The sequence below is a fragment of the Amycolatopsis sp. NPDC026612 genome (assembly GCF_040638285.1).
Taxonomy (GTDB): Bacteria; Actinomycetota; Actinomycetes; order Mycobacteriales; family Pseudonocardiaceae; genus Amycolatopsis.
This window is the reverse complement of record NZ_JBEZYB010000090.1, coordinates 1-13,756: the sequence shown is the minus strand read 5'-3', so window position 1 is coordinate 13,756 and position 13,756 is coordinate 1. Positions and strand designations below refer to the sequence as shown.

At 71.9% G+C, this 13,756-nt stretch carries 15 protein-coding genes and 1 pseudogene; 9 read left to right on the top strand and 7 right to left on the bottom strand.

Annotated elements, in window-relative coordinates; all coding sequences use genetic code 11:
* Nucleotides 1-29 precede the first annotated feature (29 nt).
* Nucleotides 30-548 (top strand): NUDIX domain-containing protein, encoded by a 519-nt coding sequence (locus AB0F15_RS39295; protein WP_360281919.1) that lies wholly within the window; start codon nt 30-32, stop codon nt 546-548.
* Here the strand turns inward: AB0F15_RS39295 and AB0F15_RS39290 are convergent.
* From AB0F15_RS39290 to AB0F15_RS39280, 3 genes are all read right to left on the bottom strand, one after another.
* On the bottom strand, nt 539-1,153 hold the full coding sequence (locus AB0F15_RS39290; protein WP_360281917.1) for a hypothetical protein: 615 nt from the start codon (nt 1,151-1,153) through the stop codon (nt 539-541). The genes AB0F15_RS39295 and AB0F15_RS39290 overlap by 10 nt on opposite strands.
* Before the next feature lie 68 nt (nt 1,154-1,221).
* Nucleotides 1,222-2,163: an aldo/keto reductase gene (locus AB0F15_RS39285; protein WP_360281915.1), complete on the bottom strand. Its 942-nt coding sequence runs from the start codon at nt 2,161-2,163 to the stop codon at nt 1,222-1,224.
* On the bottom strand, nt 2,160-2,498 hold the full coding sequence (locus AB0F15_RS39280) for a hypothetical protein (RefSeq protein ID WP_360281913.1): 339 nt from the start codon (nt 2,496-2,498) through the stop codon (nt 2,160-2,162). The genes AB0F15_RS39285 and AB0F15_RS39280 overlap by 4 nt, the downstream gene beginning before the upstream one ends.
* 47 nt (nt 2,499-2,545) lie before the next feature.
* On the opposite strand from AB0F15_RS39280, the gene AB0F15_RS39275 reads away from it, so the two are divergent.
* Nucleotides 2,546-2,884 carry a metalloregulator ArsR/SmtB family transcription factor gene (locus AB0F15_RS39275; RefSeq protein ID WP_360281911.1) on the top strand — a complete coding sequence of 113 codons (339 nt, stop codon included), beginning with the start codon at nt 2,546-2,548 and terminating at the stop codon, nt 2,882-2,884.
* 85 nt (nt 2,885-2,969) lie between these two features.
* Nucleotides 2,970-3,833, top strand: a complete 864-nt coding sequence (locus AB0F15_RS39270) for a TIGR03620 family F420-dependent LLM class oxidoreductase (protein WP_360281951.1) — start codon at nt 2,970-2,972, stop codon at nt 3,831-3,833.
* Here AB0F15_RS39270 and AB0F15_RS39265 read toward each other — a convergent pair.
* The gene (locus AB0F15_RS39265) at nt 3,816-4,655 is read right to left on the bottom strand and encodes a DUF3626 domain-containing protein (RefSeq protein ID WP_360281909.1); all 840 of its coding nucleotides are present in this window, start codon (nt 4,653-4,655) and stop codon (nt 3,816-3,818) included. The two genes, AB0F15_RS39270 and AB0F15_RS39265, sit on opposite strands and share 18 nt — an antisense overlap.
* Nucleotides 4,656-4,733: 78 nt before the next feature.
* Here AB0F15_RS39265 and AB0F15_RS39260 point away from each other — a divergent pair.
* A pseudogene (locus tag AB0F15_RS39260) lies at nt 4,734-5,150 on the top strand (hypothetical protein); the annotation flags it as partial.
* Here AB0F15_RS39260 and arc read toward each other — a convergent pair.
* The gene (arc, locus tag AB0F15_RS39255) at nt 5,138-6,940 is read right to left on the bottom strand and encodes a proteasome ATPase (RefSeq protein WP_360281907.1); all 1,803 of its coding nucleotides are present in this window, start codon (nt 6,938-6,940) and stop codon (nt 5,138-5,140) included. The pseudogene AB0F15_RS39260 and the gene arc overlap by 13 nt on opposite strands.
* Before the next feature lie 365 nt (nt 6,941-7,305).
* Here arc and AB0F15_RS39250 point away from each other — a divergent pair, with 365 nt between their 5' ends.
* Both AB0F15_RS39250 and AB0F15_RS39245 read left to right on the top strand, forming a co-directional pair.
* Nucleotides 7,306-8,232: a hypothetical protein gene (locus AB0F15_RS39250; protein ID WP_360281905.1), complete on the top strand. Its 927-nt coding sequence runs from the start codon at nt 7,306-7,308 to the stop codon at nt 8,230-8,232.
* Between the two features lie 13 nt (nt 8,233-8,245).
* The gene (locus AB0F15_RS39245) at nt 8,246-8,695 is read left to right on the top strand and encodes a hypothetical protein (protein ID WP_360281903.1); all 450 of its coding nucleotides are present in this window, start codon (nt 8,246-8,248) and stop codon (nt 8,693-8,695) included.
* Between the two features lie 2 nt (nt 8,696-8,697).
* Here AB0F15_RS39245 and AB0F15_RS39240 read toward each other — a convergent pair whose 3' ends face one another.
* Together AB0F15_RS39240 and AB0F15_RS39235 are read right to left on the bottom strand one after the other, a co-directional pair.
* Nucleotides 8,698-9,528, bottom strand: coding sequence for a tRNA (adenine-N1)-methyltransferase (locus AB0F15_RS39240; protein ID WP_360281901.1), 831 nt, complete (start codon nt 9,526-9,528; stop codon nt 8,698-8,700).
* A 168-nt stretch (nt 9,529-9,696) separates the two neighbouring features.
* A complete protein-coding gene (locus tag AB0F15_RS39235) occupies nt 9,697-10,848 on the bottom strand; it encodes a site-2 protease family protein (protein WP_360281899.1) in 1,152 nt (383 codons plus the stop codon).
* Between the two features lie 161 nt (nt 10,849-11,009).
* Here AB0F15_RS39235 and AB0F15_RS39230 point away from each other — a divergent pair, with 161 nt between their 5' ends.
* The 3 genes from AB0F15_RS39230 to AB0F15_RS39220 all read left to right on the top strand — a co-directional run bounded on the left by AB0F15_RS39230 (nt 11,010) and on the right by AB0F15_RS39220 (nt 13,700).
* Nucleotides 11,010-11,909: a RecB family exonuclease gene (locus tag AB0F15_RS39230; protein WP_360281897.1), complete on the top strand. Its 900-nt coding sequence runs from the start codon at nt 11,010-11,012 to the stop codon at nt 11,907-11,909.
* Nucleotides 11,909-12,700, top strand: a complete 792-nt coding sequence (locus AB0F15_RS39225; protein WP_360281895.1) for a thioesterase family protein — start codon at nt 11,909-11,911, stop codon at nt 12,698-12,700. Before AB0F15_RS39230 ends, AB0F15_RS39225 begins: the two co-directional genes overlap by 1 nt.
* A 64-nt stretch (nt 12,701-12,764) precedes the next feature.
* Complete coding sequence (locus tag AB0F15_RS39220; RefSeq protein ID WP_360281893.1) at nt 12,765-13,700, top strand: ParA family protein; 936 nt, start codon at nt 12,765-12,767, stop codon at nt 13,698-13,700.
* Nucleotides 13,701-13,756 lie beyond the last annotated feature (56 nt).

Below are 13,756 nucleotides of genomic sequence, written 5' to 3'. Positions count from 1 at the left end.
CGGGGTCGGCCTAGTGGAACGATGCACCCATGCCAGGCAGTGACGAACTCGTTGCGCTCTATGACCAGGCCGGCTCGGTCGTCGGCACCACCACCCGCTCCCGGGTCCGCGACGAAGGCCTGTGGCACGCCGCCGGCGTCGTCCTGGTCCGTTCGAGTGACGGAAACGCGGTCTACGTGCACCTCCGCACCCCCGGCAAGGACGTCTTCCCCTCCACGTGGGACTGCTGGGCCGGCGGCGTGGTCGCAGCCGGGGAGACCCCGGCCGAATGCGCCCGCCGCGAACTCGCCGAAGAACTCGGCGTCCAAGGGGTGGAACCCGTCCCGCTGTTCACCAAGGTCTACGACGACGGCCGCAACCGCTGCCACAACTTCGCCTTCGAGATCCGCTGGGACGGCCCGATCCGCCACCAGGCCGAAGAGATCGCCGAAGGCCGCTGGATCACCTTGGCCGAGCTGCGGGCCTGGGTCGACGACCCGGCTCCGGAACTGCCCTTCATCCCCGACGGCCGCGAAGGCGTCCAGGAGTGGTTCCGCCGTTACGGCTGAGCCGCGAGCTTCGCCGTCATCGCCGACAGCAGGCGCTTCGCCGCGTCGACCGCGCGGGTCTCCGTGCTCGCCGAGACGGTCAGCGCCGAGACGAGCCTTCCCTTCGCCAGCAACACGGTGCAGGTCTTGCCCTCGCACCACGCCCGCTGCCGGTCGATCCCGGGCTGGGCCGGCACGGTCACGGTCTTGCCGGCACAGTCCACGGCCGCGACCGCTGCGGCCGCCGCCTGCTCGGGGTACGCGACGACGTGGTGGCTCAGCACCGACCCGCTGGGATAGCGCCAGGTCGCCGTCCGGCTGCCGGCCGCCGCCGGCTCGTCCAGGCACCCGGACACCGCGCCGGACCCCGGCTGCACACCTTCCTCCGCGACGTCCGCGTCGGTCAGCAGCGCCCGCTGCGCGAACCCGCCGAGATCGGGCGCCACCGGCGTCGCCTTCGCCGGGCTCACCGGGACTTCCGCGGTCCGCGGGGCCGCCGGCGCGGGCGGGGGCGGGGGCGCCGACGACGTCGGCACCGGATCGTCGTAGTACGTCTCGAGGTTGTCCGGGTCGGGCCCGTCGCAGCCCGTGAGGCCGACCACCGCGATCGCGGCCAACGCGATCACCTGCCGATGACGCACCTGCTCCGGCCTCCCGTCGTCCGTGGCGTGCCTGGGCAGGGTAGTGCAGCCCCTCAGTTCCACTCCAACGAGGACCGGTGTCGCCAGTACGCCCCGGGCTCCTCGGCCAGCGCGGCCAGCGAGTCGCGTTCGGCCGCCGTCAGTTCCAGGGCCACGGCCCGCAGATTCGCCTCGAGCTGCGCCGGGCTCGCCGGCCCGATGACCGCCCGCCCGGCCCAGTCGTGCGCCAGCACCCCCGCCACCGCGACCGAGTCCGGCCCGGTCCCGTGCGCTGCCGCGACCTCGCGCACGGCGGACGGCGCTTCGACCGCCAGCCTGCCGTTGGCCAGGGTTTCCTTGACCAGCACCCGGTTCCCGGCCGCGTGCGCCGCGGCCAGCGCCCGGCCGGCGGACGGTTCCAGCAGGTTCCACGTCGACTGCACCGCCGAGAACACCGGCCGCCCGGCCACTTCCAGCGCGAACGCCCGCTCGATCGCGGCCGCCTGCGCCGGCCCGGACGTCGAGAACCCCACCGCGACGCCGTTCGCGGACAGTTCCGCCAGCGCTTCCAGCAACGGCGCGTCGGTGAACAACGGACTGTCCACAGTGAGCGAATGCACCTGGTAGAGGCGCACCCGATCCCCCAGCAGCGCCAGGGTTTCCGCCCACTGCGCGGCGAACCTCACTGCCGAGTGCTCCTTCACCTCGTGCACGTCGGCGTCCAGCCGCCAGTCCCCGACGTAGGCGTAACCCCACTTGCTCGAGATCTCGACATCGGCGTGCCCGCGCTCGGCGAGCCAGCCGGCCAGGAACTCCTCCGAGCGCCCGTACGACCGGGCGACGTCGACGTGCCGGACACCCGCGGCGTACGCGTCGTCGAGCACGGCGAACGTCGCCGCGCGCATCGAAGCGACGTCCCGCACCGGCGGCAGTGCACCGTCCCGGCCCAGGTTGATGTACGCGGGCCTGCCCAGCGCCGCCAGACCGAGTGCGATGCGGTCCACCTGCGCCCTCACGCCGTCTGCTTGTGCCGCAGGATGGCCAGCCACTGGCCGGAGTTCTGGGCCTGACGGTGCAGTTTCTCGAGCCGCGCGGCCGGAGCGCGGACGTAGCCCTTCCCGAAGACGGGGGCGATCTGACGCAGGCTGGCGCCGCCTTCGCGGGCCGCGAGGAGCAGCCAGTCCGAGGCGTCGGCGCAGGCCGCGGAGGCCCGGCGCAGCTCGCCGAGCAGGTCGATGAGTTCCTGGGCGCTCACCTCCCCCGCTTCGACGGCGGCGGCCGTCGTCTCCAGCCAGGCCAGGACGGCGGATTCGGTGGTGGGCGCGTGGGGCCGGTGGGTTTCTTCGCTCACAGCCGGTGAGTATAGGACGTTATACGCCGATATACTCGGCCACAGCCATGACGACACGCACCGAATCCCAGCCGGACGTCGAGCAGCTGCTCGACGTGTTCAAGGCGCTCGCGAACCCGGTGCGGCTGCAGGTCCTGCGGTGGCTGCGGGAGCCGGAGCGGCACTTCCCGGTGGAGCGGGCGATCGCCGACCCGGTCGAGGTCGGGGTGTGCGTGAGCCACATCCAGGAGAAGCTGGGACTCGCGCAGTCGACCGTCTCGGCGTACATGGCCGCGTTGCAGCGCGCCGGCCTGGTGCGGGCGACCCGCGTCGGCAAGTGGACGCACTACAAGCGCGACGAAGCCCGGATCGCCGAGTTCGTCGGCTTGCTGGGCCACACCCTCTGACCACTCCCCCTTCGCCCACGCGACTCCTCCTCGAAGCTCATATCGACTATCTGCGATACTTCGATTTATGGGAATGATCGAGAACATGCCGCTGGGCCGCTACGGGATCTGGACGTTCGACTTCGAGGACCAGCCGGCGAGCCTGATCCGGGACTCCGCACGGGAACTCGAAGAACACGGCTGGCCGGCCCTCTGGATCCCGGAGCGGGACGGCCGCGAAGCCCTCACCCACGCCGGGTTCCTGCTGTCGGTCACCGAGCGCCTCACCGTCGTCAACGGGATCGCGCAGATCTGGTCGCGGGAGCCGCGCTGGACGCGGGGTGCGGCCCTGCTGCTGGCCGACGCCTACCCGGACCGGCACCTGCTCGGCCTGGGCTTCAGCGCCGGAAAGCCCGGCACGAAGCCGCTTCAGGCGATGAACGGCTACCTCGACGCCATGGACGCCGTCACGAGCGCCAACCCGACGGCGCCGATCCGGCGCCTGCTGGCGGCGTACGGCCCGAAGATGCTGGAGCTGGCCCGCGACCGCTCGGCCGGCGCGCACACCTACCACGTGACGCCGGAGCACACCGCCCAGGCGCGGGAGGTCCTGGGCGACGGCCCGTTCCTCGGCGTCGAGCACGCGGTGGTCTTCGAGACCGACGCGGCCAAGGCCCGCGAGATCGCGCGAGAGCACCTGCACCTGTACCTCACCTCGAAGTACAACCTCGCGAAGTTCCGGCGGCTCGGCTACTCGGAGGCGGACATCGACGGCGGCCGCGGCAGCGACCGGATCGTCGACGACCTGGTGTTCTGGGGCGACCTGGAGACGATCAGCGGCAAGCTGCGCGACCACCTCGACGCCGGCGCGGACCACGTGGCCATCCAGGTGATCGGGCTCGAACCGGGCAAGTCGGCGATGCCGCACTGGCGCCGGCTCGCCGAAGCGCTGCTACCCGTCACCGCGTAGGCCGAACCGCGCGGTGCAGTGCCACAGGCGCTTGAGCACCTGGGGGTCGTGCCGGCCGGCGCGGACGGCGTCACCGATGACCCGGGCGTCCAGGCTGCCGTCCTCGGCGATGTCTTCGCCGGCCCGCACCACGTCCTCGCCGCGGTAGTCCGCGTGTTCGGCGAGGGTCGCCACCGAGAGCCGGAACCCGTGGTGCCAGTACGTCGGAAACGGGAATCCCGCCGCCGCCGCTTCCACGTCGGTCCCCCGGAACGCCGGGTCCAGCACGAGAGCGGCGACGTCGGACGCCAGCCGGAGCGGACCGTGGACGTGGGCCTCGATGTAGTCGTCGAGCTCGTCGGGGGCGTCCGCCTCGACGAGGGGGATCAGCGGCAGGTGCGCGGCCGTGCCGAAGTCCACCGGCTCCCGGAAGCTGTCCGGGTAGCAGAACGTCGTGCGCAGCCGCACTTCCCGCTTGAGCCGGAAGTGCGCCGAACCGAACCGGACGGACCCGCCTGCCGGGCGGCGCCGGTAGTCGAGCGAGCCGTACTTCGGGCGCGCCGACGGCGGCAGCTCGTCGTAGACCCCGCCGAACATCCGGTGCTCCCAGCGCCACCGGGCCCCGCCCGGGTGCGCGGTCAGGCCGCCGTTGCCCGTCCCGGTCTCGAACTGGGAGCGGTAGAACCCGTCCGCCAGCCAGTGGCGCAGCAGTGGCACGTCCCCCAGGCGATCCGGGTGGAAGTGCACCGTGACGTCGAGGTCCTCCGGCACCGGCGGCCCGGTGACGCGGTCCGCGACGTACCTGACCGCGTCCTGCCATCGCGTTGCGCTTCCCCCGGCCATGGTGGTGCACCCTACCGGCCCGGCGGTATAGGTCGTTATACATCACGCGAGGTCCGAAAACCGCTGGCTTCGCGGCCGGCCCAGCTCGCCTGCCTCGGCGCGACGACGTGCTACGGCGCATGTTGCGTCTACCTGCGCCGGTTCGTCTCACCTCGCGGGACGGATCCGGTCGTCGTCGCCTTCGGGCAGACGGCGTCGGCGACGGTGATCCTGGGCCTGCTGAGCCCGGTGATCGCGGCGACGCCGGTGCACCTGAGCCTGCCGGTGGTGGCGAGCATGGTGGCGCTCGGCGTCTTCGGCACCGGCCTCGCCTACGCCTGGAACACGCGGATCATCGCGGCCTGAGGGCCGCTGGTGGTGCTGGGCATCCTCGCCGCGCACGGACGGCTGCGCGTACGGCGGCCCGCAGCCGAACTCGCCCGCCGTCAGACGCGCCGAGGGGGCGGTCGCCGAAGCGGCCGCCCCCTCGTGCGTTCGAAACCCTACAGGTACTGACCGGTGTTGGTGGCGGTGTCGATCGCCCGCCCCGAGTCCGTGTTCTTGCCGGTGACGAGCGTGCGGATGTAGACGATCCGCTCGCCCTTCTTGCCGGAGATCCGGGCCCAGTCGTCCGGGTTGGTGGTGTTGGGCAGGTCCTCGTTCTCCGCGAACTCGTCGACGATCGCGTCCAGCAGGTGCTGCACGCGCAGGCCGGGCTGGTTGGTCTCCAGCACGGACTTGATGGCCGACTTCTTCGCCCGGTCCACGATGTTCTGGATCATCGCGCCCGAGTTGAAGTCACGGAAGTACAGGACCTCCTTGTCCCCGTTGGCGTAGGTCACCTCGAGGAACCGGTTCTCGTCGCTCTCCTCGTACATCCGCTCGACGGTGTGCTGGATCATCGCGTCGAACGTCGCCTTGGCGTCGCCGCCGAACTCGGCGAGGTCGTCGGCGTGGATCGGCAGGCCTTCGGCCAGGTACTTGGAGAAGATGTCCTTCGCGCCTTCGGCGTCCGGACGCTCGATCTTGATCTTGACGTCGAGCCGGCCCGGCCGCAGGATCGCCGGGTCGATCATGTCTTCGCGGTTGGAGGCGCCGATGACGATGACGTTCTCCAGGCCTTCGACACCGTCGATTTCCGACAGCAGCTGCGGCACGATCGTGGTCTCCACGTCGGACGACACGCCCGAGCCACGGGTCCGGAAGATCGAGTCCATCTCGTCGAAGAACACGATCACCGGGGTACCCTCGGAGGCCTTCTCCCGCGCCCGCTGGAAGATCAGGCGGATGTGCCGCTCGGTCTCCCCGACGAACTTGTTGAGCAGCTCGGGACCCTTGATGTTCAGGAAGTAGGACTTCCCGTCCTCGTTGTCGCCCCGTGCCGCCGCCACCTTCTTGGCCAGCGAGTTCGCCACCGCCTTGGCGATGAGCGTCTTGCCGCAGCCCGGCGGGCCGTAGAGCAGGACACCCTTGGGCGGCCGCAGCTGGTACTCCTGGTACAGGTCGGCATGCAGGAACGGCAGCTCGACCGCGTCCCTGATCTGCTCGATCTGCCGGGTGAGGCCACCGATGTCCTCGTAACGGACATCCGGCACCTCCTCCAGCACCAGGTCCTCGACCTCCGCCTTCGGCACGCGCTCGTACGCGTAGCCGGCCTTGGAGTCGACCAGCAGCGAGTCGCCCGGCTTGAGCGGCTGCTCGGCCAGCAGATCGGAGAGCAGGACCACCCGCTCCTCGTCCGCGTGCCCGACCACCAGCGCACGAAGGCTGCCGCCCTCGACGTCGGCGGCGAGCACCTCACGCAACGCACACACTTCACCGACGCGTTCGAAGCCGCCGGCCTCGACCACCGTGAGCGCCTCGTTGAGCCGAAGCGCCTGACCGCGGCGCAACGACGAGAGCTCGACCGCGGGTGAAACCGACACCCGCATCTTCCGGCCGGCCGTGAAGACGTCCACCGTGTTGTCCTCGTACGCCTCGACGAAGACGCCGTACCCGGACGGTGGCTGGGCCAGCCGGTCGACCTCTTCGCGGAGAGCGAGGAGCTGTCCTCGCGCTTCGCGCAGGGTTTCGACCAGTTTGGTGTTCCGCTCGGTGAGCTGGCTCACTCTTTCCGAGGCCTCGGCGAGCCGCTGTTCGAGAACGCGGTTCTGCCGTGGCGAGTCGGTCAGTTTGCGGCGCAGCAGCGCCACTTCCTCCTCGAGAAAACGGATCTGCCGAGCCTGCTCGTCCGCCGTCGTCCCAGCTCCGGATGTTGCTGAAGGGTCGGCCTCCTCGCGCCGACCTCCGGGAAGGTCATGATGCATCGGGCACCTCCTCGGAGTGCTTTTCATTCCACGGTACCGGCGATCACCGACAAGAAAAGGCCTTTCCGCATCACAAGATCGGCGCGTCGCGGTTTCCATACCACCCCCAGCACGGACATTCCCGCAGCGCAAGAGGCCATTTCGGTGCCGCGAGGCGGCTGCGCGACGGGTCCGACCGGGCCGGAGGAAAGCAAGCACGTCGGGAGTACCCCGCCTCCGGGACCCTCAACCGCGGGCCGGATCCGGGCAATTCCGGCCAGTTCCGCCCTAACCGCGCGGCAGGACGACCCGGTGGCTAGCATCGGGCGACGCCGTGCCGGCCCTGACGGCCGGGCGCCATCGAGGGACGCTAGGGGGCACCACTCATGACCTACCCGCCGGAGCAACCGGGCGGCTACGGACAGCAACCCGGGCCGTACGGCCGGCCGCAGCAGGGCGGCTACCCCCAGAGCGGCAGCCAGCCCCAGCCCGGCTACGGCGGCACCCAGCAGTTCGGGCAGCCCGGTCCCTACGACGGCGGCACCCAGCAGTACGGCCAGCCGGGCCCCTACGACAGCGGCAGCCAGCAGTACGGCCAGCCGGGCCCCTACGACCAGCCCGGCCAGGGCGGTTACCCGCCGCAGACGGGCCCTCAGCCCCAGCAGGGCTACCCCCAGTACGGCCAGCAGGACCCGTACGGCCAGCAGGACCCGTGGGGCCGGCCGCAGCCGGGCTTCGGCGGACACGACCCGTACGGCGGCGGCAGCTTCGGTGAGGCTCCCCCGCCCAAGAAGAAGAAAACCGGCCTGATCGTCGCCATCGCGGCGGCCGCGGTGGTGCTCGTCGGCGGCGGCGTGACCGCGTTCGTCCTCACCAACGGCAAGGACGACCAAACCGCCGCGCCGCCCGCGAGCAGCAGCTCCGCGGCGCCGACGTCCGCGCCGAAGGCGTCCACCCCGAAACCCAGGACCACCGCCCCGACCAGCCCGACCTCGAAGAGCAAGCCCGGGGGCGGCCCCGCCCCCGCCGGGAAGGACAGCTCGCAGGAACTCTTCGACTCGACCATCACCGCCTACAACGCGGGCGACGAGAAGGCACTCGGCGACGTCATCTGCCGGAGCGTCTACGAAGGCACCACGGGCGAGATCCCGAAGGTCACGGTCAAGCTGAGCGGCTCGCCGCAGGAGACCGGCGACAAGGCCACCGTCCGCTACTCGGCCACCGACGGCGCCAAGACCAAGGTCGGCACGATGTCGGCCCAGAAGGAAGCCGGGCTCTGGTGCCTGTCCAACGTCAAGGCGGACGGCTCGTGAGCACCCGACGGCGGTGAACCGCGCGTTGACCGGCGGGCTGGTCCTGCTCGGCGTGGCCGGAGCGGGCGTCGTGCTGGGGCTGCTGCTCGTCGCCCCGGCCGGCTCGCCACCCGCCGCGTCGAGCCCGGCAGTGACGTCGATCCGCCCGTCGGCGCCGGCCGCCCCCGACGCGGCCGACACCGCGGTGGTCGCCGTGCTGGCCCGGGCGATCGTCGACGCGATCGCCGCCCACGACTCGGCGGCGTTCGGCAAGCTCACCTGCCGCCCGCAGACGGCCGAAGCCCTCGCCGGCCTGCAGCGGACGTGGGACGCGGCCGGGCCGGTGAAGGCCAAGCTGACCGCGCCGCCGGAGCTGCGCGGCGAGTCCGCGACGGCGAAGGTGCACGTGGAAGCGGCGGGCGGCACCAAGGACACGCCCTTCCCGCTGCGCAAGGAGAACGGCCACTGGTGCGTGCCGGGTTAGGGTCAGCCCTTGCCCTTGGACGGCCGGCGCGACACGCGCGGGGACACGGTGCCGTCCGCCAGCCGCCGCGCGGTGAGCAGGAACGCCGTGTGCGCCACCATCCGGTGGTCCGGCCGGACGGCCAGGCCCACCACGTGCCACGGGCGCATCAGCGTCTCCCACGACTCGGGCTCGGTCCAGCACTGCTGCTCGCGCAGCGACTCGGTGACGCGCGAAAGCTGCGTGACCGTCGCGACGTAGACCGTCAGCACGCCACCCGGCACCAGGTGGGCGGCCACGTTCGGCAGCTGCTCCCACGGCGCCAGCATGTCCAGCACGACGCGGTCGACCTCACCCTCGTGCGACGCCAGGTCGGCGACGGTGAGTGACCAGTTGGCCGGCTTCTCGCCGAAGAACTTCACCACATTGCGCTCGGCGTGTTCGGCGTGGTCGTCGCGGATCTCGTAGGACTGCACGCTCCCCGCCGGGCCGACCGCGCGCAGCAGCGAACACGTCAGCGCGCCGGAGCCGGCTCCGGCCTCGAGCACGCGCGCGCCGGGGAAGATGTCGCCCCACATCACGATCTGCGCCGCGTCCTTCGGGTAGATCACCTGCGCGCCGCGGGGCATCGACAGCACGTAGTCCGGCAGGAGTGGGCGCAGCGCGAGGTAGGTCGACCCGCCCGCGGACGTGACCACCGACCCTTCCGGACGGCCGATCAGGTCGTCGTGGGCCAATGCGCCGCGATGGGTGTGGTACTCACCGCCGTCGGCCAGCGTCAGGGTGTAGTGGCGCCCCTTCGAGTCGGTCAACTGCACCCGATCGCCCGTACGAAACGGTCCGCTGACCGACAACACTTCCTCCTGATTACTGTGCCGATTGTTACCCATCCGACCGGCAGCCACGGCGGAACAGGTGCCGGTGAGCGGGTCGGCTCGCCGACCGTGCCCGCCTGCTTTCGGCCCGGATCGGTAACCCGGATGGCCGACGACAGATCTTCGCAGGCCGTCCGGGCCGCGCCCTCAGCGGGTACGGCGGTTCAGCGCGGCTCGCAGGTCGTCCCGGCGCAGCACGCCCGCCGGGCGGCCCTCGTCGTCGACCACGAGGAACTGCCACGCCGCGGTTTCGCGGACCCGCTCGATGACGTCCTCCCCCGGTTCCGACGCCAGCAGCACGGTCTCGGCGCGGATCGGCTCGGCCGCCAGCTCGGCCGGCGCGTGCGGCGACGAGCTCGCCAGCCGCTCCGCCGCGCCTTCGTCCAGGAGCCCGGCCGCCACGCCGTCGGCGCGGACCAGTACCACGCCACGCCCGGCCGACGCGGCCAGCGCGTCCGACACCGGGCTCTCGGCAGGCAGCTGCAGCACCGGCCGGACCAGCTCGCCGAGGACGAGACCGTCCGGCCAGGTGCGGCGCGCTTCGGCGGCCAGCTCCGACCGCGCACCCAGGATCACGAACCAGGCCGTCACGACGCAGACGCCCAGCCTCAGCCACCGGTCCGGACTCGCTGTCGCGAGCCCCCACAACGCCCAGACCAGCAACCCCGCGGCCACGACCGCACCACCGGCGACCGCGGCGCGCGTGCCCTTCGCCCGCACACCGGTGGCCGCCCAGACGCCGGCGCGGACCAGCCTCCCGCCGTCCAGGGGCAGCCCGGGCAGCAGGTTGAACACGCCGACGGCGAGGTTCGCCACCGCGCATTCGGCGACCAGCAGCCAGACCGCGCCATCCGGGGGCACGGCGAACATCAGCAGGCCGCAGAAGCCGCCGAGCAGCAGCGACACCGCCGGCCCGGCCGCGGCGACCAGGCCTTCGTCGCCAGGGCGCTTCGGCGTGCGGGCCACTTCGGACAGACCGCCGAGGAGGAACAGGCGCAGCCGCCGCACGGGAATCCCCAGCCGCAGCGCGACCAGGCAGTGCCCGAGCTCGTGCGCGAGCACCGACAGCCCCAGCAGCACCGCGAAGGCCCCGGCCAGCAGCCACGACGTCGCCGTCGAGGCGTCCGGCAGCAGCCGCCCGACCAGCGGCGCGTACAGCACGACGACGATCAGCGAGCCGATCCACCAGGACGGCGCGAGCAGCACCGGCACCCCGGCGACCCGGAACAGCACGAGGCCACCGTCCGAGAGGACGGCCTGCCGGGTGCCGCCGGCGCCCTGCTCACTGGTCGCGGCCATGCGAAGAGCGTAGAGCCCCCGGTGTGGGAAGCGGGTGATCCGCCCACCGGATGTCACCCCCACCGCCCGACACGCGTACCCGGACGGACGACTCGGAGGTGGGAGGGGTGGTGGGCGTTGCGGTTGCCGGAACTGTCGGACCCCGGCGTTACGCTCTGCCCATGCCCGACGCCGACACCGTCACCACGGAAACTCCCCCCGCCGCCGTCGCCACCGAGGTGCGGCGGCGGCCCGCGTTGTCGCCGTCACGGGCCAGCGACTTCAAGCAGTGCCCGTTGCTCTACCGCTTCCGCGCGGTCGACCGGCTGCCGGAGGTCCCGACCAAGGCGCAGCTGCGCGGCACGCTCGTCCACTCGGTGCTGGAGCGGCTCTTCGCCCTGCCGGCCGCCGAACGCGTCCCGCCCCGGGCGCGCGAGCTCCTCGGCCCGGCGTGGACGGACCTGTCCGCGGATCGTCCGGAGTGGACCGAGCTGTTCGACGGCGGCGAACCGGACGACCACGCGGAATGGCTGCGGTCGGCGGAGAAACTCCTCGACGCCTACTTCGACCTGGAAGATCCGCGGCGGCTCGAACCGGAGGCCTGCGAGCTGCACGTCGAGATCGAGCTCGGCTCCGGCGTCCTGCTGCGCGGCTACATCGATCGGCTCGACGTCGCGCCGACCGGCGAAATCCGGGTCGTCGACTACAAGACCGGGGCCGCGCCGCGCGAGATCGGCGAAGCCAAGGCGATGTTCCAGATGAAGTTCTACGCCGTGGTCCTGTGGCGGCTGCGCGGGATCGTGCCGCGCCAGCTCAAACTGATGTACCTCACCGACGGCCAGTCGCTCGCCTACACGCCCGACGAAGCCGAGCTGCTCCGCTTCGAGCGCACGCTGGAAGCCATCTGGCAGGCGATCCTCAAGGCGGGCAAGACCGGCGACTTCCGGGCGAACAAGAGCAAGCTGTGCAACTGGTGCGACCACCAGGCGCACTGCCCCGAGTACGGCGGCACGCCACCGGCCTACCCCGGCTGGCCGGAACCCGACGCGGGCGACGAGACACCGCTGGACCGGGCCGACTGATGGCCGACGCCTTCTACGTTCCGCTGGCCGAAGGCCGGTTCTCCGCGACCGGGCACACGGCAGGGCCGTGGTCGCCGGACGCCCAGCACTTCGGGCCGCCGTCGGCGTTGCTCGTCCGCGCCCTCGAAAACGTCGAATCGGCCCATCCGGCGGAGCTCGGTCGGGTGACCGTGGAGATCCTCGGCCCGGCGCCGGTCGCCGAGCTCGCCGTGCGGGCGTGGATCGAGCGGCCCGGCCGTTCGGTCGAACTGCTGCAGGCCGAACTGGCGAGCGCCGATCGCGTCGTGGCGCGAGCTTCGGCGTGGCGCATCGGGACGGCCGACACGGCGGAGATCGGCACCGACGCCGGCCCGCGGCTGCCCGGCCCCGGCAGCGTCGAGGAGTCGCCGTGGCCGGAGGGCTGGCAGGGCGGCTACCTCGACGCGGTGGAGTGGCGCGCGGTGCGCGGCGGCATGGACGTGCCCGGCCCGGCGGCGGTGTGGGCCCGCCAGCGCGTCCCGCTGGTCGACGGCGAGGAACCGAGCGGCCTGCAGCGGCTGTTCGCGGTCGCCGACTCCGCCAACGGCGTGTCGAACTACCTCGATCCGCGCCACTGGTGGTTCATCAACTCCGAGCTGACCGTGCACCTGCGGCGGACGCCGTCCGGCGAGTGGATCGGCCTCGACGCGGTCACGCTGGTCGGCAAGCACGGCATCGGCACGGCGACGAGCATCCTGCACGACGGCGACGGCCCGGTGGCCACCGGCGCCCAGGCGCTGATGGTCCGGCCGCGACAGGCCGGGGGCGGATAGCCACCCACAACGGGCCCGGATCCAATAACCTTCGCGGAACGACCGACTTGAGGAGCGCTCCGGCATGCAGATCACCTCGGTGGTCAACCAGAAAGGCGGGGTCGGCAAGACCTCACTGAGCGTCGGCACCGCGGCCGCACTGGCCGAGCGGGGCCGCCGGGTGCTGCTGGTCGACCTCGACCCGCAAGGCCACGCGACGACCGAGATGCTCGGGTTGGCCGAGGTGCCCGCGAACCGGCCGAGCCTGGCGAAGGCGCTGGCCAAGACGTGGAAGGGCCCGATCGAGGACCTCGTCGTCCCGCACCCGCGCAGCAACCTCGGCCGCGGCGGCGCGCTCGACGTCGTGCCGACGTCACCGGGGATGTTCGACCTGATCCGGCGGCTCGACTCGTTCCGCGTCCCCGGCTGGCAGCTGGCCCGGGTCATCCAGTTCGCCAACTACGACCACTGCATCATCGACTGCCCGCCGGCGCTGGACGTGCTGACGAACAACGCGCTGGCGGCGTCGCACGGCATCCTGGTGCCGGTCCAGCCGGACAAGACGAGCATCCGCGCGCTGCGGCTGCTGGCCGACCAGGTCCGGTACGTCGAGCAGACCGTCGGGCGGCAGCCGCTGTCGTGGTTCGGCCTGGTGCCGAGCCTGTACCGGCGGCCGATCTCGCACTACGCGGCCGCGGCGCTGCAGGAGATGTACGACTTCGGCATCCCGATGCTGTCGCACCTGCCGCTGGGTGTGGTGATGAACGAGGCGGCGGCCCACGGCGTCCCGGTGACGACGTACGCGCCGGAGACGTTGCAGGCGCTGTCCTTCCGCGAGATCGCCGACACGCTCGACAGCCACCTGGAGCAGAACGCGGCCCCGGCGGTGGTCCCGGCCGACGAGGAGTTCGTCTTCGAGGACTTCATCTCGGAGGTGGCGGTGGCGCGCAACGCCAACGACAACGGCGCCCGCAAGGGGCTGTACGACCTGCTGCCGAAGAAGCCCCACCGCCCCCGGTAAGCAGTCTGCCGCGGCCCGTCGTGAGTGGTAATTCGGGTTCTAACCCGAATTACCAC

Excerpts from the sequence above, each read along its gene's own strand:
- AB0F15_RS39225 (WP_360281895.1), top strand. The coding sequence starts at position 11,909 with ATGGCCGACGCCTTCTACGTTCCGCTGGCCGAAGGCCGGTTCTCCGCG.
- AB0F15_RS39235 (WP_360281899.1), bottom strand. The coding sequence starts at position 10,848 with ATGGCCGCGACCAGTGAGCAGGGCGCCGGCGGCACCCGGCAGGCCGTC.
- AB0F15_RS39270 (WP_360281951.1), top strand. The coding sequence starts at position 2,970 with ATGCCGCTGGGCCGCTACGGGATCTGGACGTTCGACTTCGAGGACCAG.
- AB0F15_RS39295 (WP_360281919.1), top strand. The coding sequence starts at position 30 with ATGCCAGGCAGTGACGAACTCGTTGCGCTCTATGACCAGGCCGGCTCG.
- arc (WP_360281907.1), bottom strand. The coding sequence starts at position 6,940 with ATGCATCATGACCTTCCCGGAGGTCGGCGCGAGGAGGCCGACCCTTCA.
- AB0F15_RS39230 (WP_360281897.1), top strand. The coding sequence starts at position 11,010 with ATGCCCGACGCCGACACCGTCACCACGGAAACTCCCCCCGCCGCCGTC.
- AB0F15_RS39275 (WP_360281911.1), top strand. The coding sequence starts at position 2,546 with ATGACGACACGCACCGAATCCCAGCCGGACGTCGAGCAGCTGCTCGAC.
- AB0F15_RS39265 (WP_360281909.1), bottom strand. The coding sequence starts at position 4,655 with ATGGCCGGGGGAAGCGCAACGCGATGGCAGGACGCGGTCAGGTACGTC.
- AB0F15_RS39250 (WP_360281905.1), top strand. The coding sequence starts at position 7,306 with ATGACCTACCCGCCGGAGCAACCGGGCGGCTACGGACAGCAACCCGGG.
- AB0F15_RS39220 (WP_360281893.1), top strand. The coding sequence starts at position 12,765 with ATGCAGATCACCTCGGTGGTCAACCAGAAAGGCGGGGTCGGCAAGACC.